The organism is Novosphingobium sp. AAP83, from assembly GCF_001295795.1.
Taxonomy (GTDB): Bacteria; Pseudomonadota; Alphaproteobacteria; order Sphingomonadales; family Sphingomonadaceae; genus Novosphingobium.
The window spans coordinates 1-21515 of the sequence record NZ_LJHY01000067.1 but is presented as its reverse complement, the minus strand read 5'-3'; the positions used below and the strand labels follow the sequence as shown (position 1 = coordinate 21515).

General features: G+C 60.6%; 23 protein-coding genes and 1 pseudogene. 12 read left to right on the top strand and 12 right to left on the bottom strand.

The window, feature by feature from the left end:
• Positions 1–3 precede the first annotated feature (3 nt).
• The 6 genes from IP81_RS18635 to IP81_RS18615 form a co-directional block, all read right to left on the bottom strand.
• Positions 4–1296 (bottom strand): TIM barrel protein, encoded by a 1293-nt coding sequence (locus IP81_RS18635; protein ID WP_054109505.1) that lies wholly within the window; start codon positions 1294–1296, stop codon positions 4–6.
• A gap of 23 nt (positions 1297–1319) precedes the next feature.
• Positions 1320–2027, bottom strand: coding sequence for an SDR family oxidoreductase (locus IP81_RS21425; protein WP_231627128.1), 708 nt, complete (start codon positions 2025–2027; stop codon positions 1320–1322).
• Positions 1930–3183, bottom strand: a complete 1254-nt coding sequence (locus tag IP81_RS18630; protein ID WP_231627127.1) for a class II aldolase/adducin family protein — start codon at positions 3181–3183, stop codon at positions 1930–1932. The genes IP81_RS21425 and IP81_RS18630 overlap by 98 nt, the downstream gene beginning before the upstream one ends.
• Before the next feature lie 55 nt (positions 3184–3238).
• Positions 3239–3577: a hypothetical protein gene (locus IP81_RS18625; RefSeq protein ID WP_054109504.1), complete on the bottom strand. Its 339-nt coding sequence runs from the start codon at positions 3575–3577 to the stop codon at positions 3239–3241.
• A gap of 227 nt (positions 3578–3804) precedes the next feature.
• A complete protein-coding gene (locus IP81_RS18620; RefSeq protein ID WP_054109518.1) occupies positions 3805–4983 on the bottom strand; it encodes an MFS transporter in 1179 nt (392 codons plus the stop codon).
• A gap of 64 nt (positions 4984–5047) precedes the next feature.
• Positions 5048–6184, bottom strand: a complete 1137-nt coding sequence (locus IP81_RS18615; protein ID WP_054109503.1) for an FAD-dependent monooxygenase — start codon at positions 6182–6184, stop codon at positions 5048–5050.
• Between the two features lie 246 nt (positions 6185–6430).
• Here IP81_RS18615 and IP81_RS18610 point away from each other — a divergent pair, with 246 nt between their 5' ends.
• The 5 genes from IP81_RS18610 to IP81_RS18590 all read left to right on the top strand — a co-directional run bounded on the left by IP81_RS18610 (position 6431) and on the right by IP81_RS18590 (position 11229).
• Positions 6431–7354: an NAD-dependent epimerase/dehydratase family protein gene (locus IP81_RS18610; RefSeq protein WP_054109502.1), complete on the top strand. Its 924-nt coding sequence runs from the start codon at positions 6431–6433 to the stop codon at positions 7352–7354.
• Positions 7355–7369: 15 nt separating this feature from the next.
• Positions 7370–8362, top strand: coding sequence for a LysR family transcriptional regulator (locus IP81_RS18605; protein ID WP_054109501.1), 993 nt, complete (start codon positions 7370–7372; stop codon positions 8360–8362).
• 149 nt (positions 8363–8511) lie between these two features.
• Positions 8512–9582 (top strand): VOC family protein, encoded by a 1071-nt coding sequence (locus IP81_RS18600; RefSeq protein WP_054109500.1) that lies wholly within the window; start codon positions 8512–8514, stop codon positions 9580–9582.
• A 15-nt stretch (positions 9583–9597) separates the two neighbouring features.
• The gene (locus tag IP81_RS18595; RefSeq protein ID WP_054109499.1) at positions 9598–10647 is read left to right on the top strand and encodes a nucleoside hydrolase; all 1050 of its coding nucleotides are present in this window, start codon (positions 9598–9600) and stop codon (positions 10645–10647) included.
• A gap of 42 nt (positions 10648–10689) precedes the next feature.
• The gene (locus IP81_RS18590) at positions 10690–11229 is read left to right on the top strand and encodes a heme-binding protein (RefSeq protein ID WP_197274704.1); all 540 of its coding nucleotides are present in this window, start codon (positions 10690–10692) and stop codon (positions 11227–11229) included.
• Positions 11230–11267: 38 nt separating this feature from the next.
• Here IP81_RS18590 and IP81_RS18585 read toward each other — a convergent pair whose 3' ends face one another.
• From IP81_RS18585 to IP81_RS18575, 3 genes are read right to left on the bottom strand one after another with little or no spacing between them, the layout of a single operon-like run.
• Positions 11268–11912: an O-methyltransferase gene (locus tag IP81_RS18585; protein ID WP_054109497.1), complete on the bottom strand. Its 645-nt coding sequence runs from the start codon at positions 11910–11912 to the stop codon at positions 11268–11270.
• Positions 11909–12565 carry a glutathione S-transferase family protein gene (locus IP81_RS18580; RefSeq protein ID WP_054109496.1) on the bottom strand — a complete coding sequence of 219 codons (657 nt, stop codon included), beginning with the start codon at positions 12563–12565 and terminating at the stop codon, positions 11909–11911. Before IP81_RS18580 ends, IP81_RS18585 begins: the two co-directional genes overlap by 4 nt.
• A complete protein-coding gene (locus tag IP81_RS18575; protein WP_054109495.1) occupies positions 12565–13203 on the bottom strand; it encodes a glutathione S-transferase family protein in 639 nt (212 codons plus the stop codon). Before IP81_RS18575 ends, IP81_RS18580 begins: the two co-directional genes overlap by 1 nt.
• A gap of 221 nt (positions 13204–13424) precedes the next feature.
• On the opposite strand from IP81_RS18575, the gene IP81_RS18570 reads away from it, so the two are divergent.
• Positions 13425–14012, top strand: coding sequence for a cupin domain-containing protein (locus IP81_RS18570; RefSeq protein ID WP_054109494.1), 588 nt, complete (start codon positions 13425–13427; stop codon positions 14010–14012).
• Positions 14013–14017: 5 nt separating this feature from the next.
• Here the strand turns inward: IP81_RS18570 and IP81_RS18565 are convergent, their stop codons facing one another.
• A complete protein-coding gene (locus tag IP81_RS18565) occupies positions 14018–14773 on the bottom strand; it encodes an SDR family NAD(P)-dependent oxidoreductase (protein ID WP_197274705.1) in 756 nt (251 codons plus the stop codon).
• The gene (gene hisD, locus IP81_RS18560) at positions 14773–16101 is read right to left on the bottom strand and encodes a histidinol dehydrogenase (RefSeq protein ID WP_054109492.1); all 1329 of its coding nucleotides are present in this window, start codon (positions 16099–16101) and stop codon (positions 14773–14775) included. Before hisD ends, IP81_RS18565 begins: the two co-directional genes overlap by 1 nt.
• Before the next feature lie 163 nt (positions 16102–16264).
• On the opposite strand from hisD, the gene IP81_RS18555 reads away from it, so the two are divergent.
• The 5 genes from IP81_RS18555 to IP81_RS18535 all read left to right on the top strand — a co-directional run bounded on the left by IP81_RS18555 (position 16265) and on the right by IP81_RS18535 (position 20859).
• On the top strand, positions 16265–17209 hold the full coding sequence (locus IP81_RS18555) for a fumarylacetoacetate hydrolase family protein (protein ID WP_054109517.1): 945 nt from the start codon (positions 16265–16267) through the stop codon (positions 17207–17209).
• Positions 17206–17736 (top strand): cupin domain-containing protein, encoded by a 531-nt coding sequence (locus tag IP81_RS18550; protein WP_054109491.1) that lies wholly within the window; start codon positions 17206–17208, stop codon positions 17734–17736. Before IP81_RS18555 ends, IP81_RS18550 begins: the two co-directional genes overlap by 4 nt.
• A 265-nt stretch (positions 17737–18001) precedes the next feature.
• The gene (locus tag IP81_RS18545; RefSeq protein ID WP_054109490.1) at positions 18002–18919 is read left to right on the top strand and encodes a VOC family protein; all 918 of its coding nucleotides are present in this window, start codon (positions 18002–18004) and stop codon (positions 18917–18919) included.
• A 3-nt stretch (positions 18920–18922) separates the two neighbouring features.
• On the top strand, positions 18923–20083 hold the full coding sequence (locus tag IP81_RS18540) for a S9 family peptidase (RefSeq protein WP_054109489.1): 1161 nt from the start codon (positions 18923–18925) through the stop codon (positions 20081–20083).
• A 5-nt stretch (positions 20084–20088) separates the two neighbouring features.
• Positions 20089–20859 carry a siderophore-interacting protein gene (locus tag IP81_RS18535; RefSeq protein ID WP_054109488.1) on the top strand — a complete coding sequence of 257 codons (771 nt, stop codon included), beginning with the start codon at positions 20089–20091 and terminating at the stop codon, positions 20857–20859.
• Between the two features lie 52 nt (positions 20860–20911).
• Here IP81_RS18535 and IP81_RS21555 read toward each other — a convergent pair whose 3' ends face one another.
• A complete protein-coding gene (locus IP81_RS21555) occupies positions 20912–21046 on the bottom strand; it encodes a hypothetical protein (protein ID WP_255352445.1) in 135 nt (44 codons plus the stop codon).
• 235 nt (positions 21047–21281) lie between these two features.
• Between IP81_RS21555 and IP81_RS18530 the strand changes: the two are divergent.
• Positions 21282–21515, top strand: a pseudogene (locus IP81_RS18530) (TonB-dependent receptor); the annotation flags it as partial.

Genomic DNA, 21515 nt, shown 5'->3' with positions numbered 1-21515 from the left:
CTGTCAGACGATGCCCGCGCCCAATCCTACGGCCTTGCGCTCTTGCGCCTTGCGGCTGCGGTACTGGCTGAGGCGATAGGCCTCCAAGACATCAATCGCCCCGCCCGCTTCCATGCGCGCCTTGGCGAGGATGGGGGCTACATCGATGTTGTAGGCACGGCGCAGGGCTTGGAAGGCCATCATCGTGTCATTGGCTTCCTGCGCTGCGTGGAGCGCCGCCCGGTCAACCAGTCGCGCCTTGGCGAAGCACTGAGTGATCGTCTCGGCAGAGGACAGCATCGATTCGATCGGGTCGGTCACATTGTGCGACTGGTCGATCATGTAGCTGGGATTGAAGCCGTCACGCGGATCGTGTTCGGCCTCGACCAGTTCGTTGAACACCAGAAACAGCTGGTGCGGGTTGATTGATCCGCTGTCGAGATCATCGTCGCCATACTTGCTGTCGTTGAAGTGGAACCCGCCCAGCTTGCCGAAGCGGTGCAAGCGCGCCACGATCTGTTCGATGTTCACGTTCGGCGCATGGTGGCCGAGATCGACGAGGCACTTGGCCTTTGGTCCCAGTTCCTGCGCGGCGAGGATAGAGGAGCCCCAGTCGCTGATCACGGTCGAATAGAACGCCGGTTCAAACATCTTGTGTTCGAGCAGCATGCGCCAATCATAGGGCAGCGCGGCGTAGATCTTGCTCGCGGCCTCCAGATAGCGATCAAGGCTGCGGCTCAGATCCTGCTGGCCGGGGAAGTTGGTGCCATCACCGACCCACACGGTCAGGTCGGTCGAACCAAGCTGCACACCGATCTCGATACATTCGATGTTATGATCCACGGCCTGTTGGCGCGTGGCCGCATCCTGCGCGGCGAGCGAGCCGTTGGCGTAAGTGTACGCCTGTTCTGGCTGATCCTGAAACGTGTTCGAATTGACCGCATCGAAGCCGAGGCCAAGGCTGGCAGCCTCTGCACGCAAGCCCTTATAGTCGCTAACCTTGTCCCACGGAAAGTGCGGGGACACGCGCGGGGTTACGCGGCCAAGCTGCTGGATGACGGCGCAATCCTCCAGCTTTTCGTGAATATTGGTCGGCTCACCCGCAATCGGAAACTTGGCAAAACGCGTGCCGCCCCGGCCAGCGCCCCACGAAGGAACGGCGACCGAGAATCCCGCAACACGGTCCTTGATCGCGTCAATATCTATCCCGGTGCGCGCCAGCTTGCGGCCCAACGCGGCATAGTCGTCCTCCAGCGCTTCGGCATGGACGGCATTGCGTGTCGCAATCAGGTCTGCGGAAATCGGAAGTCGCGTCATCTTCTTGTCCTCTCCCGAAGGCGTCAGCGCGTGAAACCCTGCACATAGCCCGCATCGACATTGATCATGTTACCGGTAGACTTTGCGCTCATATCCGAACCGAGGAAATAGACCGCTTCGGCAATGTCTTCGGGCAGCACGTCGCGCTTGAGCATCGAACGTGCGCGGTAGTGTTCTTCCAGTTCCTTGCCGCTGTCGATACCGTGAGCGCCTGCGCGTTCCTTGCGCCAGTCGCCATACCAGATCTTGCTGCCCTTGATCACCGCATCGAGGTTGACCACGTTCACACGGATGCCATGGCGCGCGCCTTCCAGCGCCAGACATCGCGCCAGGTGATTAGCCGCAGCCCTGGCGCTGGCATTGGTCGCCGCCGCGACGCCGTTCTTTAAACCGATGCACACGACCGAGGCCCCGCCCTGCTCCTTCATCCGTGTCATCAGCGGCCATGCGGCGCGCGCGGTGAGGAAATAGCCCTGCACCAGCAGGTCGAAATTGCGGTTCCACAGCTCCAGCGTGGTCTCCTCAATCGGCGCGGACGAGGCGATACCTGCATTGGCGACGAGGATATCGAGCTCGCCGAATTCGCGCGAAGCAAGATCGAACGCCGCCTGCAACTGGTGCTCATCGGTTACGTCACACACAGCGGCGCGGACCATGTCTTTGGCGAACTGCTTGGTAAACCCTGCGTGCACATCCTCTACCGCTGCGCCATCGCGGTCGGCCAGCACCACGCAAGCGCCTTCGCGCAGCAGACGCCGCGCCGATGCCCCCTGCACCGCCGGTCACAAGCGCAATCTTGCCGACCAGCGGCTTTGTCGCGGGCATCCGCTGTAGCTTGGCTTCTTCAAGCAACCAGTATTCGATATCGAACGCTTCCTGTTCATCCAGCGCGATGTACTCGCCAATAGCCTCCGCGCCGCACATCACGTTGACCGCATTGCCATAGAGGTCTCCGGCAAGCCGCGCGGTGGTCTTGTCGGTGGCAAAGGTAATGCGCCCGACGCCCGGCACCAGCACGGCGACCGGATTGGCATCGCGCATGGCGGGTGAATTGCTGCGCTTGCAGCGTTCGTAATAACCCGCATATATTGCGCGGTAATCTGCAATCTGCTGCGCCAGATAGCCGTCGTCGCGCAACCTTGCAGGATCAAGCGCAAGCGGCGCGATCTTGGTTCGCAAGAAATGATCGGGGCATGATGTGCCAAGCACCGCCAGCCGCGCAAAATCGGCCGAGCCCGTAAATTCCAGCGCCTCGGGATCATCAGACCAGTGGCCAAGCTTGTTGCGGGCACTGGTCATCAACCCGCGCAGGCGCGGCATCAGGTCAGCCGCGATGGCTGCGCGGTCGGGATTGTCGGCCACGACCCGTCCGCCGAACGCCGGCTTGTCCGCCAGCTTCGCGTTGAGATAGTTCACAGCATCCGCGATGAGTTGCACCGTGTGTTCGCAACAGGCTCTCGCGCTGTCGGCCCAGCAGATGATCCCGTGGCCAGCCAGCATGACGCCCTCCAAGTGAGGATTTGCCGCGACATAATCACGCAGCATTACGCCCAGCGTGTACCCCGGCCGCTTCCACGGCAGCCAGCCGATTCTGCCGCCCCAGATTGCTTGCGTTGCCGCCTCACTACCCGAAGACCCCGCCAGCGCTATGATCGCATCAGGATGGACGTGATTGACATGCGCGAACGGCAGCGGATCGACTTCGACAAGCTTGGCCGACGTATTGCCGCCCCCGAAATTGGTTACCGTCAGGTCGCTACCAAGCAGGTTCGCACGGTACAGCAAAAGCTCCGCCGGAGACAGCGTTGCAGCAACCGAGTCGTCCCAGCGGCTCGTCGGGACTGCAAATGGCAGGGCAGCGGCGCAAATCAGGGTCTGGGCGTTCATCGCATCCTCGATGGGAACAAGCGGTTTTGCACCGCACACCGAGTCTGATAACAATTTAAGTGCAAACGATCAATAATGATTGATAGTGATTGATTTGTGGAATCGGAGAGAGGGAGATGCGCGCTCGCCGAAAGGCGCCACCATTGTGATTGATCTGGGCAAGACCCTGAACAAGGTCACGCTCTGAGATAAAACCGGCTGCCTGCTGGTCGAAGTCCGGTATGCCGAGGCTGAAGTCTTCGTCCGCGCTCTCGCAGCGCCACGCCCGCGCACGCACATCCTGACGGCAAACACGCACAACGATGTCCCGTTCGGAGCGCTTCGCCGGGTCGAACCGCTGCCCGGCGATCTCGACGCCTAACGTAAGCACAGGCGATGCTTCGGCCACCTGCATCGATTTGCCCGAAGCAGGCGCGGTCTTGTTCCGGGGTGAAGTGCTCAAACTCCTCGCTGTCGGGCGGGATGTCGAGCACGCGGACGCGGGTGGAGCTCTTGGGCGGGCCGACCTCGCCGCCGATCTGTTGCAGCCGCGCGACGATGAACCACATCGCAGCTTCGCCTGCGCCTTGTCAGAAAACGGGAAACGGCAACCTTAAAGGGTCAGGATAGTGCAGTTTGGTATCAGGCGGGCGCAGCGCGGGTCACCAACAAAGTTGATCCGGCGGCCAAGGCAAGAGCCCCGGCAAAGACGATCAGCGCGGTTGCAAGCCCGCCCGTCGCGCCGGTGACAGCAGTAGCAACGATCGGTGCAAGGAACTGTCCGAGGAAGAACGCCCCAGTCCAAAGCCCCAAGCCTCGGCCCCGCGATTCCGGTGGCAGAGAGCGCATTGTCCAGGTCAACATGTTTGGCAGCATGATGCCGCTGCCGACCGAGGCGAAAATCAGCGATGCGGCAATCAGGGGCAGGCTGCCCGACAGCCCTGCTCCGGCATAGCCGATGGCGCTGATCGCCAGCCCAAGACCCAACAGACCAGCCCCTGCCTCACGCCCGGACTTGTGAAAAGCCACGGCACCGATCGTCACGGCAATGTTGCAGACGGCCCCGATCAGACCAATCGCAATCGGCGGAACATCGTCCGACATTTGCAGGATAGGCCCAAGCTGGACGATCACGGTATAGAACGACACCCCGACAAACACCGTGGTCAGCGCCAAAGGCAGCACCACGGCGAAGGGAAAGCGGCCACCCTCTGCTTCGGACAAAGGTTTGGTGACTTTGGGTTCGTACAATATGATCGATGCTGCCAAGGCCGCCGGGATCGCCAGCAGATAGAGCAGGAAAGGCCCGCGGGATCCGAGCACCTCGGCCAGTGCCCCGCTCACAGCAATCAGAATGATCGCTGAAATCGAAGCGGACCCAATCTGCACCGAAATCCATTTCTCGCGGCGTGCGCCTTCGAAGTAGTCGCCTATCAGCACGGTCGACACCGTCATTATCACCGCTTCGACCAAACCCAGGGCGATGCGGGATGCAAGAATCTGGCCAAGATCCCGCAGGAACATCGGGATAATCCCCAAAGCGGCATAGGCCACCAGCGCACCGATCAGCAGTGCTTTGCGCCCCATACGGTCCGCCAGCCAGCCCGCCAACGGCGAAAATAGCGCCACGCACAGTGCCGGAACCGTCAGCGTGATCGGCACAAGAAATTGGTGGCCGGGCGTCATAGCAAACTCTTCGAGCAGCAGCGGCAGAATAGGCACCAGCGCAATGATCGCCATCACCGGCATGACAGAACAGATCATAACCACGATCCCATGACGGGTCCCGGCCATAGTGTGGGTCAGACTCTCGTCGGTCATCATATTAGCTCCCGTGAGTACCTGAAGAAAGGCGAATTGGGCTCGATGTTCAGCTGCATTTTGATCAGAATGGTGCGGCTAGACGGTGGAGTGCCTGCCCGGTCATGCTGCCGATCTGTTCGGGCGAGCCACCCGACAGCTGGGCAGCACCAATCGCAATACTGCATTCGACCACGTCGCGGCAGCGGTCGTAGCGTCGTTCCTCATATGCTGCGAGCGCTTCTTCCACGGTGCCAGCCGTCGCGAGTTCCTCCGCCAGGACAATCGCGCTTTCAACTGCCATCCCTGCGCCCGATGCAAGATGCGGTGTCGTGGCATGCACTGCATCGCCAAGCAAAACGATCCTGCCATCGTGCCACGGACGTGGCTGGATCTTCGCGGAGAGCGGGCGATAGTTGATCCAGTCCTGCGTGGTCATATTGTCCCTGACCCAACCGGCGTTGCCGGCGAAATCGGCGAGCCGCTCCTTCAGGCCGGAAAAAAGCTCGGCATCATCGAAATGCTTGCTGTTGCGTTGGTGCGGAGTCAGCAGGAACAGGTAGATCCTATCCTCGGCGCAGCGGGTGATCCCGCAGGTGTATTCATGGCCGAGATAAATCTCGCCCTTTTCAAGCGCAGGTGGCTTCTTCATCGACACCCGCCAGCAGCCTTGGCCGGTGTATTCGGGCTTGCTCATGTGGGGAAAAGCGAGGTCACGGACGGCACTGCGCACGCTGTCCGCGCCGACCACAAGATCATACTGCCCGTGCGTGCCGTCGGAAAACGCGACCTTTACGCCGCTCACGGTATTGGCAAGCTCGCTAACAGTGATCCCTAGCCGCACCTTAACGTCTAGCGCCTTGACCTTATCCTGCATCAGATGATGGAGTACAGGACGCATGATCCCGCCGGTGGCCGGGAGCCCTTGTTCGAGCGGCGGCTCATCCAGGTCACGCAGGAAGTGACCATTAAAGGAATAAAGCGAAGATCCCGGCGCAATAGCGCCTTCGCGCGCGATGCTGTCCACCATGTCGAGGCGCCGGTAAGCGCGCAGCGTCGGCCCGGTGATCGTTATGCCAGCGCCGTAAACCCGCCAATCGGGATCGATATCGATCAATTCAACATCAACACCGCGCTGCTTGAGCAGAATGGCCGCCGCCATGCCGCCGATCCCCCCACCCACGATCAAGGCATTCCTGCAATGCTCAAGTGTACCGCTCATTTCGCAAACTTCTCCCTCTTACACCGAAGCCTGATAGGCCAAGCGCATAGCCGCGAAAAATCCTTACGCTCAATGCGCAAGTATCGAAGCGGGCGAAGCGTGCCACTGGCATCGATAGGTTGGTATCCAGACCAAGCGCGGGACAGGATGCGGGGACCTGCTAACGTGGCGCTCTGGAAAAGGGGCCCGATCGTTCGCCTCTAGGGCAAAATGCGTGCTGGGCGCGGGCTGGGAAGGTGTCAAACAATGAAAATCCTGGTCACAGGGGCGAATGGCTTCGTCGGTCGTCATCTTCTTGGCGGGCTGCTCGCGAGCGGTCACGAAGTAGTTGGTACTGATACATCAGGCGACGGTATCCCTGCTGGCGCGCGGATGGTCGTCGGCGATCTTGGCGATGCGATGCTTCGCCGCGAGGCCATCGCTGGTGGGTGCGACGCGGTCGTGCACCTCGCCACGGTACCTGGCGGCGCAGCCGAGGCAGACCCGGCAACGTCGCGGCGCATCAATATTGATGCCACGTACGATCTCCTAGAAGAAGCTGGCGCGGCCAGACCGGGCGTCCGCGTTGTCTATGCCAGCTCTATTGCTGTCTATGGCGATCCACTGCCCGCCGCCGGGGTGGACGATGGCACGCCGCTTTCACCGCGGATGACCTATGGCGGGCACAAGGCGATGATGGAGACTGCGATTGCCATGCTCAGCAATCGCGGTGTGATCGACGGCGTTTCCCTGCGCTTGTCGGGCATTCTTGCCCGGCCTAAGGGGCCTTCGGGGATGAAGTCGGCCTTCATGAGCAATTTGTTTCATGCGCTGGCGGGAAATGCGCCGTTCGTCTGCCCCGTCTCGCAAAAAGCAACGATCTGGGCGCAATCGGTGGAACGCTGCGTCGCCAATCTCACCCACGCACTGACCTGCGATACCCCGCTGCTGCCGCCAACGCGTGCGGTGACGCTGCCAGCGCTGAGGATCGCGATGGGCGACCTTGCCCTTGAAATCGCCAGCCAGTGCGGTGCCAGCGCAGCTCTGGTAAGCTACCAACCGGACATCGCTCTTGAGGCCGCCTTTGGTGCCCACCCGATGCTCTCAACTCCCGCTGCCGAAAGGGCGGGCTTGGCAGGCGATGCCAACCTTGGTAGCCTTGTTTCAATTGCACTAAAGACGCTAAGCTAAATCGGGAGAATTGATTTGCGATTTCAGAGCCTGGATCTGAATTTGCTCGTCGCGTTGGATGTTCTGCTCGAAGAGTGCAGCGTTTCGCTCGCTGCTGACCGCCTGTGCCTCTCGCAGTCTGCCACATCGAGTTCGCTCGGGAGGCTTCGGGAATACTTCAAGGATGATCTGCTGGTCCTCAAAGGACGACAGATGGTGTTAACCCCGCGCGGTATGGAGCTGATCGATCCGGTCCGTAAGGTGCTGGAGCAAATCCGCTCCACCATAGCAGTTGCCCCCGAGTTCGAGCCTGAGACTTGCGAGCGGCATATCCGGATCATGGCTTCGGACTATATGACCGAAGTGTTGCTGACCGAGACCTTGCATTGGCTCGAAAAGGAAGCACCGCTGATGCGCTTCGAAATCCAGAGCATGGCGAGCAACCCAATTGATTCGCTCGAACGTGGGATGATAGATCTGCTGCTGACGGTTGATTTTGCCATGTCCTCCGACCACCCGCGCGAATTCCTGTTTGAGGACGACCATGTCGTAGTCGGTGACGCAGGCAATCCAGCACTGTCTGGTCCCATCAGCGCCGACAATTATTTCGCTCTGGGGCATGTCACAACCCGTTTTGGTCGTTCACGCATACCGGTTTTCGAAGACTGGTTTCTCAAACGCCACAAGCGAGCCCGCCGTGTCGAAGTGGTTGCACCGACATTTCTGTCGCTGCCGGGCCTCCTTGTTGGCACAAATCGGGTGGCCACCATGCATCGCAAGTTGGCTGAACGCGTGTGCGGACACATGCCGCTCAAGATGGTCGATGTGCCCTTCGATATTCCGCCAATCCGCGAGGCGGTCCAGTGGCACATCGCTAGTCGCAATGATTTTGGGATCCAGTGGGTGATCGGGCAGCTTAGAACCAAAGCACTTGAGATGTTCGGGAACGATGCCGGCAAGGGAAACGTCGGTGAACGTGGCAAGCTAGCAATCGAATTTCAAACCAACCCTGAAAGCCTGAATAACTGATTGCAAAACATAGCGCTACTTACCCGCTACCTCTCGCGTCAAGACCTTAAGACCCATTGCCGCCATCGATAGGCGGCGATTGCCGCAATCCATTGTTCTCTATTGCCCAATCGATGCATTGTAATTTTTGCAAGAAGGAGGAGTAGACCGTGAGCATTCTGGGTATCGAGAGCGTTGTCTTCGGAGTGAGCGATCTTGCGGAGCATACGCGCTTCTGGACTGATTTCGGGCTTGAACCGGAAAGCGCAGATAGCGCCGAAACCGTGTTCCGCCTGCCTTCGGGCAGTCGCTTGATCCTCTACCGCCAAGGTGATGCGCGCCTGCCTTACCCCGATCCCTTTCCCGGAGACGGCGTGAAGGAAACCGTCTGGGGTGTGGCCGACCAGGCCTCGCTCGATCGTTACGCTGCCAATCTGGCCCGCGAAGTCGCTGTTTCCACCTCGAGCGACGGCACGGTTCGTTGCGTGTGTCCGGACGGCCAACCCATTGCCTTGCGGCTCTGGACCAAGCGGCACTTCGTGTCAGAGACAAGCCCGGTGAACACCCCCACCAGTTACCCGCGCTTCAACCAGCACCGCATCTGGCGCCACAAATGCATCCCCAAGACGATCAACCACGTCGTGTTCTTCTCGCCTGATTATGTCGGAAGCTTTGAATTTTATGACCGCCACCTCGGCTTTCGATACACCGACCATTCGAAAGGCACCGGCATTTTCGCCCGCGCTGCCGGGACGAACGAGCATCACTCGATCTTCTGGGTGAACTGCGACCTGCCGATTGCGCCCGACCACTTCAAGTTCATGCACATCGCCTTCGGCTGCGACGATATCGATGAGGTGATGCTGGGCGCGAACATCATGGACGCACGAGGCTGGAAGAACGCCAGCATGAACAGCTCGGGTGGGATCAGCCGCCACCGGGCGACCAGCGCAATCTATTACTACTGCGACATCCCCGGCCATGCGGGCGAGGCCGAGTATCACGCCGACAGCGATTACCTCGACGACAACTGGGTGCCGCGCGCGTGGGATTTCCGCTTCGGCAGCCTGCTATGGTCGAACAACGCCCCGCCAATCTTTCGCGGTGACAACATCCCGTGGGACATGACCTTCGACCTCAACCGCAAAAGCTTCGAGCCCTATCGCAAGGCCAAGCCGGGCAAGCTGCCGGTGGAAGGCAAGCTTGCCGACCTCACCGAAGCTGACGAACACGCGATCTGAGCGGGAGAGCGCCGCATGGCTTGGCTGAACAGGCGCGAATTTGGTGCTGGATCACTGGCACTGGCCCTTGGCAGCCAGGCACTTGCCGCAGCCGATGGACAGGCGCGCGCGGCGCGGATGCGGATCATAGTCGATAACGACTTTGGCGGCGATCCCGACAGCTTGTTCCAGCTCGCCCACTTCGGCCTGTCGCCATCGGTCAGCATCCCGCTTGTCGTCGGCTCGCACTACCGCGATTTTGGAGAAGCCGACAAAATCCTGGACAAGGCCGTCGTCTCTGCCGGCAAGGCAAAGGAATTGCTCGGGCTGATTGGCAGGGCCGAGATTGCGCCGATTGTTGCCGGTTTGCAGCAGCCCCTGGCATCGCGTGGGTCGGCACGTTCTACTGCGGCGACAGCGGCGATCATCCGCGAGGCCATGCGCACCGATACAGGGCTGCCGCTATTCTATTCCGCCGGAGGGAGCCTTACCGACATTGCGACGGCCTGGCTGGCCGCGCCTCAAATCGCCTCCCGCCTGCGACTCGTATGGATCGGCGGAAACGAACATCCAGATCTTGCCCCGCCGCCTCCCGGCAGTATCGAGACGGAATACAACTTCACCCTTGATCCTCTGGCTGCCCGGACCATCTTCAATGAATCCGACATTGAGATATGGCAAGTCCCGCGCAATGCCTTCCGGCAGATGCTGTTCAGCCATGCCGAACTCGAAGAGCTTTCGCGCAGCGGGCCGCTCGGCAAGTTCCTCAGCCAGCAGATCGCGGCGACGCATACGCGTTTGTCGGCAAACCTGCCCAAATTCATCTTCAATGATGGCGAGAGCTTCATGTTGGGCGATACCGCTCTGGTCACGCTGACTGCCTTGCAATCGGCCTTTCAGATGGACACCTCGTCAAGCGCATATTCACTCCGGCCAACGCCAATCGTCAACGAGGACGGCAGCTACACCGCGAACCCGCACGGTCGCTTGATGCGCGTTTACAAGCAGATCGACACACGTCTGACCTTTGCCGATATGCTGGCAAAGTTCCGCGCGGCAGACCGTGCCTTGCGCGCCGGAAACTGAGGCGAGCCAGCAATCGCCGGGGCACCGAAACTGGAGATGGACATGATCATTACGCTCAGGCCAATCGCTTTGGCTGCTGCCTTATCACTTGTTGTGTCGCCAGCAACTGCCCAGCAGAACGGCCCTGGTGCCGGCAATTCGAAACAGTTCGATACTGTCACTCGGCAGATATCCACCCTTAGCGCCATGGGTTCGCAGACTATGGGCGATGCAGTGATTGCCCTGGCCGTCGCACGCAAACAGACCGTGACGGTGGCCATCGTCGATGCCGGGGGGAACCTGTTGTATTTCAGGCGTATGGACGGAACAGGAACAGGCACCATACCGGCGGCGATCGGCAAAGCGAAGTCAGCTTTGGCACTGGAAGCGCCAACGCAGACATTCAGTGACATGGCGAGTCGCAACCTGGGGCTCGCCCTGGGTTTCCTGTCATCCGATTTTACCATCCTGGGCGGAGGACAGCCGATCCGCATTAACGGAATGGTGGTTGGCGGAATTGCCGTCAGCGGCGGCGCCGGGGGCGAGGACGACCTCTACAACAATGCGGGACTGGCCGCGATTGGGGCGACATTGGCGGATTGACGGCGAGGCATGCATTCCGGGCCCAACACCGCCGGGCGTTATAGTTTTGCGTTCCCTGCGGACCACTTGACCGCGATCTCGATCCCCATTCCGATCGGCAGAAGCGCCTGCTGCAGATCGCCCTTACCCTCAACCGCAGCGCGATAGGCGCGCACATCGTCGCGCGCCATGGGCGGGAAGATCATGTTGTCGGCCACCACGATAGCTTCGTCAGCAAGCTTGGGGTGGAAGGCTTCGAAGCAAGGCAGATAAAGCTCTTTCCAGATATCGAGCAGGACGAAATCGAACGCCCCTTCATCTTCGGCAAGCATGGCGACCGCATCGCCGAGCCGGAACTCCACATAGTCCGCCAGACCGGCCGCAGCGATCTGCCGCCGCGCCTCGGCCTGCTTGAAATCGGCCTGCTCCATGGTGATCACCGTCCCGCCGACCTGCCGTGCAGCATCGGCGAGGAACAGTGTGGAGTAACCATAGCTGGTTCCCAGTTCGAGGATCCGCGCAGGCTTTCGCCCCAGAATCAGCGCGTGCAGGATCGCGCCCACCTCAGCCCCGACCGGCAGCAGCAATTCGTCGCGGATGTCGAAGCCGGACACGCCGGTGGTGCGCACCCGCTCGGTTTCTGCGGCATTGCGGGCCTCGTATGCGTCGTAGACTGCTTGCACCTTGGGGTCGGCAAAAATCATGCGTTTTCCTTGTCTCGCTTGGCGACGGCAGCCGCTTCGCGCGCCAGAGCACGCTGCAACTGCGGCAAAGCCTCATGGCGTTGGCGGTGCGCCTGCACGCGCGGAAAGGCAGCGATGGAGAAGCCACCGATTTCCGCATTTGTGTAGGCCCACCACAGATAGGTGTCGATAATCGACCAGTCCTCGCCATACCACCAAGGCCGGTCAGCGAGGTGATCTTCAAGCTGCTGCACTACCCCGGCCAGCAACTCGCGCCCGCGTTCGCGCACGGGCTCGACATCCCCTGTAGTCCACATGGAGGGAACCTTGTTGGCGCGGACATAGGGGTGCCAGCCCGACGATACCCACAGCAAATCGGACATGTACCGGGCCCTGTCCCATGCCGATGTCGAGGGTGGGAAAAGCCCCGCTTCGGGGAAAGTCTCGGCCAGCCACATCAGGATCGCGCCATTTTCCACCAGCGGGCGACCATCGACCAGCAGGGTGGGCACCTTGCCACCGGAATTGATGGAAAGAAACGCAGGCGCCTTGTGCTCGCCTTTCTGCAAGATCAGCAGGCGATCGGTGTAACCGTACCCGCATTGCTCCAGCGCGGTCAGCGTCACGCGGCTGCAGGCGGTGTGCGCGTGGTAAAGCATCAGTTCCGGCGCCATCAGCTCATCTTCCTGCGCGCGGCATCTTCGCGCGCGATGGCGCGGATAAAGGCAGGATGTTCGGCCACGCGGCGGCGGTGATCGGCGATGTGATCGAGCCCGGAAAGGTCGTATTCACCCTCTTCAGCTGTGGTGTAACACCAGTAAAGATAGGTATCGATGATCGACCAACCGTCCCTATACCACCACGGCTGCGCTGCCAGCCGCGTCTCGAGCCGCGCAAGCAGCGGCGCGATCAATTGCTTACCACGCTCGCGCACCGGGGCCGGATCGCCGGTGGTCCAGCGGATCGGCATCATGTTGGCGCGCACGCTCGGGTGCCACACTGATGATACCCAGAACAGATCGGACCGTTGCTGCGCCCGCTCCCAGGCATCAGCGGCGGGCAGCAGCCCGGCCTGCGGATGTTCCGTGTGCAGCCACCACACGATCGCCGCATTTTCAGTAAGCAGGCGGCCATCGACCAGCAGGGCCGGGATTTTTCCCCGCGGGTTCACGCTGAGATATTCAGGTGTCCGCTGCTCTCCCCGCATGAGGTTGACAGCGCGATCGGCATAATCGGTGCCGACCTGCTCCAGCGCGGTCATCGTCACCCGCGAACAGGCACCGGGCAGATGATAGAGAACAAGCTCAGCCATGCAGCGGCCCGCGCGATAGAAGCAGGTCCGGGGTATAGAATGCCTCGATCAACGCGGGTTCCATTCGGTTTGGCTGACTCTTCACCACTAGCATTGCCTGCAACAGAAAATCCTATTCATCCATACGAAGCAGACGATCCGTTCCAATCGATTTCCGATCCCATCAGGCGCGACCTAAACTCTTCTACAAAGCCCAAAGCGGGCGCGGGAGAGAAAGCCTCATGCTGCGTGAACCGAAAGTGGTCGTGACCGGCCACACCGCTGATGGCACAGCGACCATCATCTCTGATCAGCCGCCCCGGACCTATCCCAATCCCAAGTTCCTGACGACCTTCTACGAGGTGTGGAACGAGAAGACTGTGCCAGTGACAGTGTCGCGGCAGATGCACGACAGCGAGACCGATCTGACCCATCCGCCTCCGCGCGGCGGGGTGCGAATCCGGATGCACGATTTCGAACCGGCCGGGGACAAGATCAGCAAGTTCACCTACGAGGAAATCGTTGAGCACTTCCGCGAAGTCGGCTCGGACGATGCCGTGCCTTCAAAGGAGAATTGGAAGCAGGCCTTCATGCACCGCACCGAATCAATCGATTTCGGGATCATGATCGAAGGCCAGTTGACCATGATCATGGAAGACGGCGAGCGCACGCTTTACCCCGGCGATGTGGTGGTGCAGGTCGGCACCAACCACGGCTGGGAAAATCGTGGCGACACCATGTCGCGGATCGCATTCGTGCTGCTTGACGGCGATTACGACGATGAACTGCGGGGTCTGCTCGGCACCAAGCCCAAGCCGCCGGTCGCCTAAGCGGCCTAATCGGCCGTCCAGCCGCCGTCTACGATCAGGCTGGTGCCGGTCATCAGCGCCGATGCGTCGCTGGCAAGAAACAGAACCGCGCCCATCAGGTCTTCGACCTGACCGATGCGGCCCAGCTTGATCTTGTCCAGCACACTGCTCTTCAAGGCAGGATCGTCAAAGAACGGCTGGGTGAGCGGCGTTTCGATAAAAGTCGGGGCGATGGTGTTCGACCGGATGCCGTATGGTGCCAGATCTAGCGCAAAGGCCTTATTCATGCCTTCCATCGCCCATTTACTCGCACAATAGAGGCTCCGGTTGGGGCCACCGACATGCCCCATCTGCGATCCCATATGGATCAGCGATCCATGCTCCCCCGCCACGATCAAGCGCCTTGAGCAATGCTGAGCGACAAAGAAGGCCGATTTCACGTTGAGGTCCATGACCGCATCGAAATCATCCTCGCTCGCGTCCCACATCGGTTTGGGCCGATTGGTTCCGGCATTGTTGACGAGAATGTGAAACGGATCGCGCGCCGCAAAGAAGGCGGCGACTGCGGCCAGATCGGTCACGTCGAGAACCGCAGCATCGGCTGATCCCCCGATCGCCGATGCTGCGGCCTCTATCTCGCCGGCTGTGCGGGCTGCCAGCGTTACCTCTGCCCCCGCTTCGGCCAGCGCGGCGGCGCAGGCAAGGCCGATGCCCCGCCCTGCCCCCGTCACCAGCGCGCGCTTACCATCAAGTCGGAAGCTGGGTGTTTTGGGGATTGCGATCATGCGGCGGTCTGCGGCATAGGATCAGCGGCCCCGGCATAGGGAACATTGCGTCCGCCATAGCGGCGCAGGCGGATATTGGCCTGTTCGCCATGCCCGGCAAAGCCCTCCATTGCGCACAGGCGGCTGCAATAATCGCCAACCAGCACGCTCGCCTCGTCAGTCAAAACGTTCTGATACGTGCAAGTTTTCAGGAACTTGGCGACCCACAGCCCGCCGGTATAGCGCGCCGATTTTTTGGTCGGCAGCGTGTGGTTGGTGCCGATCACCTTGTCACCATAGGAGACATTGGTGCGCGGGCCGAGGAACAGGGCACCGTAATTGGTCATGTTGCGCAGGAAAAAGTCCGGATCGCGAGTCATCACTTGCACGTGTTCGTTGGCGTATTCATCGGCGACGGCGACCATTTCCTCGTAGCTGTCGCAAACCACGACCTCGCCGAAATTCTCCCAGGCGGGGCGCGCGTAGTCGGCGGTCGGCAGAATCGCGAGCAGCCGTTCGACCTCGCGGATCGTTTCGCGGGCGAGCTTTTCGGAATTGGTGATGAGGATTGCCGGGCTTTCGGGGCCGTGTTCGGCCTGCCCGAGAAGGTCGGTGGCGCAGATTTCGGCGTCCACCGTCTCGTCGGCGATCACCATGGTTTCGGTCGGGCCGGCGAACAGGTCGATCCCCACCCGGCCGAACAGCTGGCGCTTGGCTTCGGCAACGAAGGCATTGCCGGGGCCGACCAGCATATCGACGCCCGCGATGCTCTCGGTCCCGATCGCCATCGCGCCGATCGCCTGAATGCCGCCCAGCGCATAGATCGCATCGGCCCCGGCCATCGCCTGTGCGGCCACGATCTTGTCGGCGGGCTTGCCCTCGAAGGGCGGGGCGCAGGTGATGACCCGCGGCACGCCTGCAACCTTGGCGGTAATCACCGACATATGCGCCGAGGCCAGCAGCGGATACTTGCCGCCGGGCACATAACAGCCTGCGGCATTGACCGGGATGTGCTTGTGGCCAAGAATTACCCCGGGAAGCGTTTCCACCTCGACATCCTGCATGCTGCTGCGCTGGACTTGCGCAAAGCCGCGCACTTGTGCCTGCGCAAACTCGATATCCTTGCGCTCTTGCGCTGTCAGCCGCTCAACGCAATTGTCGATCTCGGCTTGGGTGAGCCGGTAATCCTCACGGTCCCAGCCATCGAACCGGATGCTCATCTCGCGCACGGCGACATCGCCCCGTTGCTCGATATCGACCAGCGCCGCCTCGACAATCCCGCGAACTTGGCGATCAGCGTCCGCTTTCGCCTGTGCGCTTGCGCCGCGTTTGAGCCATTGCGCCATTGTCGTCGTCCTCACTTAATCAAAGAAGCTTGTCACGTCGCTCAAATCCTCCCTTGCCTGCGTCTGCACCATCGCATTGCATCGAAGGCTTCCTATCGAATGAACGCCTTTGTCGCTAGCGCCGGGGGCGGCCAAAGATACGCCGATTTTGGGAGAATTCTGCATGCGCCTTGCGACGCTCGATAACGCCACGCCGGATGGGCGACTGATCATTATCTCGCCTGACGGGCACCATTATGCCGAAGCGCCAATGGCGACTTTGCAGTTGGCTCTTGAACGCTGGGACAGCGCCGATGCGGAACTGCGCGCGGTCGGCGATTTTCCCCATCGGCTTGATCCGGCTCGGCTGCTCGCGCCACTGCCGCGTGCATGGCAGTGGCTGGACGGGTCGGTCTATCCCAGCCACGGCGCGCTGATGGACAAAGCCCTTGGCATTGAGCCGTTCAAGCCTGATTGGCCGCCGATGTATCAGGGCGTCTCGGACACCTTCTACGCCCCGCTCGCCGATGTGCCGATCATTGACGAATCGCTGGGGATCGATTTCGAAGGAGAGTTCGGCATCATCACCGATGCCGTGCCGATGGGCACGAGTGCTGCCGACGCAGCAAAGCACATCAAACTGATCGTGCAAATCAACGACTGGTCGCTTCGCAAACTCGCAGGCCCTGAAATGCGCAGCGGCTTCGGCTGGATTCAGGCCAAGCCGCCCTGCGGGATGGCACCCTTTGCCGTCACGCGTGACGAATTGGCCGATGCATGGCAGGACAATCAGCCCAACATGCACCTGCGCGTCCACTGGAACGGGCAACAGTTCGGCAATGCCCACGGCAAGGCGATGGCTTATGGCTTCGACGAACTGGTCGCCCACGCTGCGCGCACCCGCAATCTGGTCGCTGGCACCGTGATCGGATCAGGCACTGTCTCCAACCCCAATTACCGCGAGGTCGGCTCAAGCTGCATCGCTGAGCGGCGCGGGATCGAAATGGTCGATACCGGGGCGATAATCACCGACTTTATGAAATACGGCGACACCGTCCGTATGGAAGCGCGCACAAGCGATGGCCGGTCGCCCTTCGGTGTGCTGGAACAGAAGGTGGTGCGCCCATGACTGTAGGCTTGCCTCCAATCCAGCGGGTGGTGACTGGCCACAACGCCAACGGCCGGGCCTGCTTCGTGTCGGAAGATGTGGCCGAACCGCAGCTGGTCCCGACCGGCGATGCCAATTTCCTGCTGCTGTGGACCACAGCTACGGTTCCGGCCGACAACAACGACGAAACCGACGGCCGAGCGCGTGATGTCGGCACAACTTTGAAAGGCGGCAGCGCCTTTCGGATCGTTGACATGCTACCGGGCGGCGAAAGCCCTTTCCACCGCACGAACTCGATCGATTACGGCATCGTTCTCGACGGGGAGATCGAACTGGAGCTTGAGGATGGCCGCAGAACCACGGTTCGCAAGCATGGCGTCATCATCCAGCGCGGCACCAACCACTTGTGGCGCAACACCACCGATAAGCCCTGCCGGATTGCTTTCATTCTGATCGAGGCCCCTGCCTATCGGCACAATGGCCTTCCACTCGACGAGGCTAAGCCCGAACAGGTCGACAGCCGCTATGGGGAAGAGCCGATTAAGTGACCACGCAGCCCTGCCGGTCGCGCTTTTCGCTTGGAGGTAAGAGCACGATCATCACGGGTTCGACAAGAAGCGCAGACCGCACGATTGCCGAGGCCTTCGTGGTAAGCTGCGCGGGAGTGGCAACTGAATGCAGGTAAAGGACGGGTACCAATAAATGCAATCGATAGGTGGCAACCCATTAAGTCGCTTTTTTGTGCATCAGGGAATTGGTTAAGCAGAGCTCAACTGGGAAACTGCGAACAGGCTGGATTGGAAAGAATTTTCGATGGCGAGAGTTACTGACGTTCGATATGTGGGTTATGCCGTGCCCGATCTGGCGGCTGAGCACGAATTCTACACAAAAAACTGGAAGCTTAAGGAAGTTTCGCCGATAGGCGAGGCTGCTGAAGGGATGATCTATCTCGCCACCGAAGGCCACGACGAACTCTACGTCGTGCGACTGCGGCAGAGCGATGTGCGCCAGGTCGATGTAGTCTCATTAGCGGCGGATAGCCGAGCCGATGTCGATGCCCTGCACGATCAGGTGGTGGCTTCTGGCTGTCAGATACTCTTCGCCCCGCGTGATCTGGACACCTTCGGCGGCGGGTACGGCTTCCGCTTCTTCAACCCCGACGGCATCGAGATGGAGATTTCCGCCGATGTAACGCGCGGGACTGCTCGTATGCTGGAACCACTTGAGGGGATCCCGGAAAAGATCAGCCACGTCGTGTTCCATTCGCCGCAGCACAAGATCTTGACCCAATGGTTCGTCGATACGCTGGGCTTCCGACTGACCGACTGGATAGGCGATTTCATGAGTCTGATCCGTTGCAACACGGCGCATCACCGCATCGCTTTTTTGCCCGGCCCAGCCTGCCTCAATCACGTCGCCTTTGACATGCCTAACCTCAATGAGATGATGCGTGGTTTGAAGCGCATGCGCCGCGCCGATAATGACACGGTGTGGGGTCCCGGTCGCCACACGGCGGGCGATAACACCTTTGCCTATTTCGTCACCCCGGCAGGCTTTGTGGTCGAGTACACTTCCGAGTTGGAAGAAGTGCCCGACGATGACAGCTGGGAGCCGCGCACTTTTGCGCCCGCGCCGGAAATCATGGACCAGTGGGGCATCGGTCAGGGCGGCCCGCAAACCATGCCCAAGCCATCGCCCGACGCCGGGCTGTTCATCGCTGCAGGAGTATAGGCCTTGGCCCTGTTCGAACCCTTCCCCAATTACGTCTGGAACCTTTCCGTCTCGATCGCGCTCGAAAACGGCGGCAAAATCGGTGAGATCGTCGATATCATCAAGCCGCTGATGGCCGCTGCCGAGGCGGGCGAGGATGCCGGCACGCAGGAGTTCATGGTCGAATGGGTCCGCATGGCGGACAAGCTTGTGGAGCTTGGCGAAGAGGACCTTGCGGCAGGTCGCGAATTCTCGGCCGGCAACAAGTTCAAGCGCGCGGCGATCTATTACCAGACCGGCGAGCGGATGCAGGGCCTTGGCCACCCTGGCCGGGCCGAAACTTATGATAAGGCGATCAGCAATTTCCTGCGCGGGATGCAGTTCACCGGTGAGCCGGTGACGCGCATCGCGATTCCCTATCAGGGCAAGGAAATCAGCGGGTTGTTCCACAAGGCCCCTGTCGAAAGCCCAGCGCCTTGTGTGGTCTATTGCAACGGTCTCGATTCGATGAAGGAGATGCTGTGGATGGGCGGTCTACCAACCGCACTGGCCAAGCGCGGCATCCATACGCTCTGTGTCGATCAGCCCGGCACGGGTGAGGCCCTGCGCCTGCAGGGCCTTCCCGCGACCCCGCACAGCGAACAATGGGCCTCGGCCTTTGTCGATTATCTGGAAACCCGCGATGATATCGACAAGGCGCGGATCGGGATGACCGGCATCTCGCTCGGCGGGCATTATGCACCGCGCGCGGTCGCCTACGAACCCCGCTTTGCATCGGGCGCTGCTTGGGGAGCGAACCACAACTGGCACGAAGTCCAATTCAAGCGGATGAGGCGTGAGGGCGAAAATCCCGTGCCGCACTACTGGAACCACGTGTTCTGGGTGTTTGGCGCCAGCGATATGGACGACTTCATCGAGAAGTCGAAGGACATGAACCTCAACGGGCATATGGACCGGATCACGGTGCCGTTCCTGGTCACCCACGGGGTCAAGGACCGCCAGATCTCGCCCGACTATGCCAATGATACCTACAACCAGCTGGTCAACTCCTCTCGCCGCGAGCTAAAGTGGTTCACCGACCGCGAAGGCGGGGTCGAGCATGTCGGGGCTGACAACCACGCCTTTGCCATCGACTACATCGCCGACTGGTTCGCCGAAACGCTCGGCGGAAACATCAAGGGATAATCGCCATGGCCCCACCGCATCGCCCTCCGCCCCGCACTGCAACCGTCCTCGCCAAACGACAGGTTACGCCAAACATGCTGCGGATCACGCTGGGCGGGCCGGGCATGGCCGATTTTCCCGACGGCAAGGCTGGCGGCTATATCAAGCTGCGGCTGTTCCCAGATGGACCGGGCGGTCCCTTGTCGGTGCGCACCTACACGATCCGCCACCAGCAGGCAGGCACAATCGATGTCGATTTCGTGCTCCACACCGACAGCGACGGGGAACATGGCCCGGCCACGCAGTGGGCAATGCGGGCGGCGCTTGGGGACACGATAGAAATCGGCGGCCCCGGCCCGGCCAAGCCGATGCCTGAAGGCCACGATTTCTATCTCGTTGCTGGTGACATGACCGCACTACCGGCGATCTCCGTCAACCTCGAACAGCTTCCCGCCAGTGCTATCGGTTACGGCATCATCGAGGTACAGTGCGAAGAGGACCGGCAGGACATCGAGGTTCCACCAGGCTTCGACCTGGATTTTCTCGTTAATCCAGTGCCGGGCACAGGGGCTGAGGCAATGCTCGCCCGCGTGTGCGCTGCCGCCCCGCGCGAAGGCGAGATGTATGCCTGGGTCGCCAGCGAGTTTGAAACGATGCGCACCCTGCGCAGCTTCTTTCAGGGCGAGCTTGGCCTCGGGCGAGATCAGTTATACATCTCCAGCTATTGGAAGGCTGGCCTGGCCGAGGATGATCACAAGCGGATCAAGAGCGAAGACGCTGCCCTTGCTGTGACCTGATGGGGTAAACCATTTCAGCGAGCGAGGCCGGTGGCCGGCCGGATAGCGCCGCTTACCCTTCACCATCCAAAGCATGACTTTCGGCCATCATCATTTTCACGCTGACCGCCATCGGACTGGCTGACCGCATGGTCATCGCCATGCAATGTTCGCGCACTTCGGCCTTGCTCATCCTAAGCATCAGCATCGTTGACTTTGCCACCGCGCTGGCGGATTCAGCTGGCAATAAAACCGCGCCATTCGATTGCGAAGCCTGCTGCTATCCCTCTCTCTATTTGAATCATAAAAGAAGTTCACCAAATCGCGAGATATTGATAACGTCGATTGCTCGTCATATAAATAAAAAGTTCGACCCCTTTTATAGCGTCTGCGAATGGCTCGCATAAGGCCTGCCGATGGCGGCCGAAAGGGAGAACTAACGGATGCGTACAATTTTGTTCGCAAGCACTGCGCTTGCATTCGCCATGACCAGCAATGCGGCTTTTGCCCAAAACACGACAAGCGACGCCGCTGCAGAAAGCCAACGCGAGGATGACAATGCCATCGTCGTGACGGCACGTCTGCGCAATGAAAGGCTCATCGATGTACCTTTGGCGGTATCCGTAACGACTGCTGAACAATTGGGTCGTGACCAGATCTACTCACTGACCGATCTT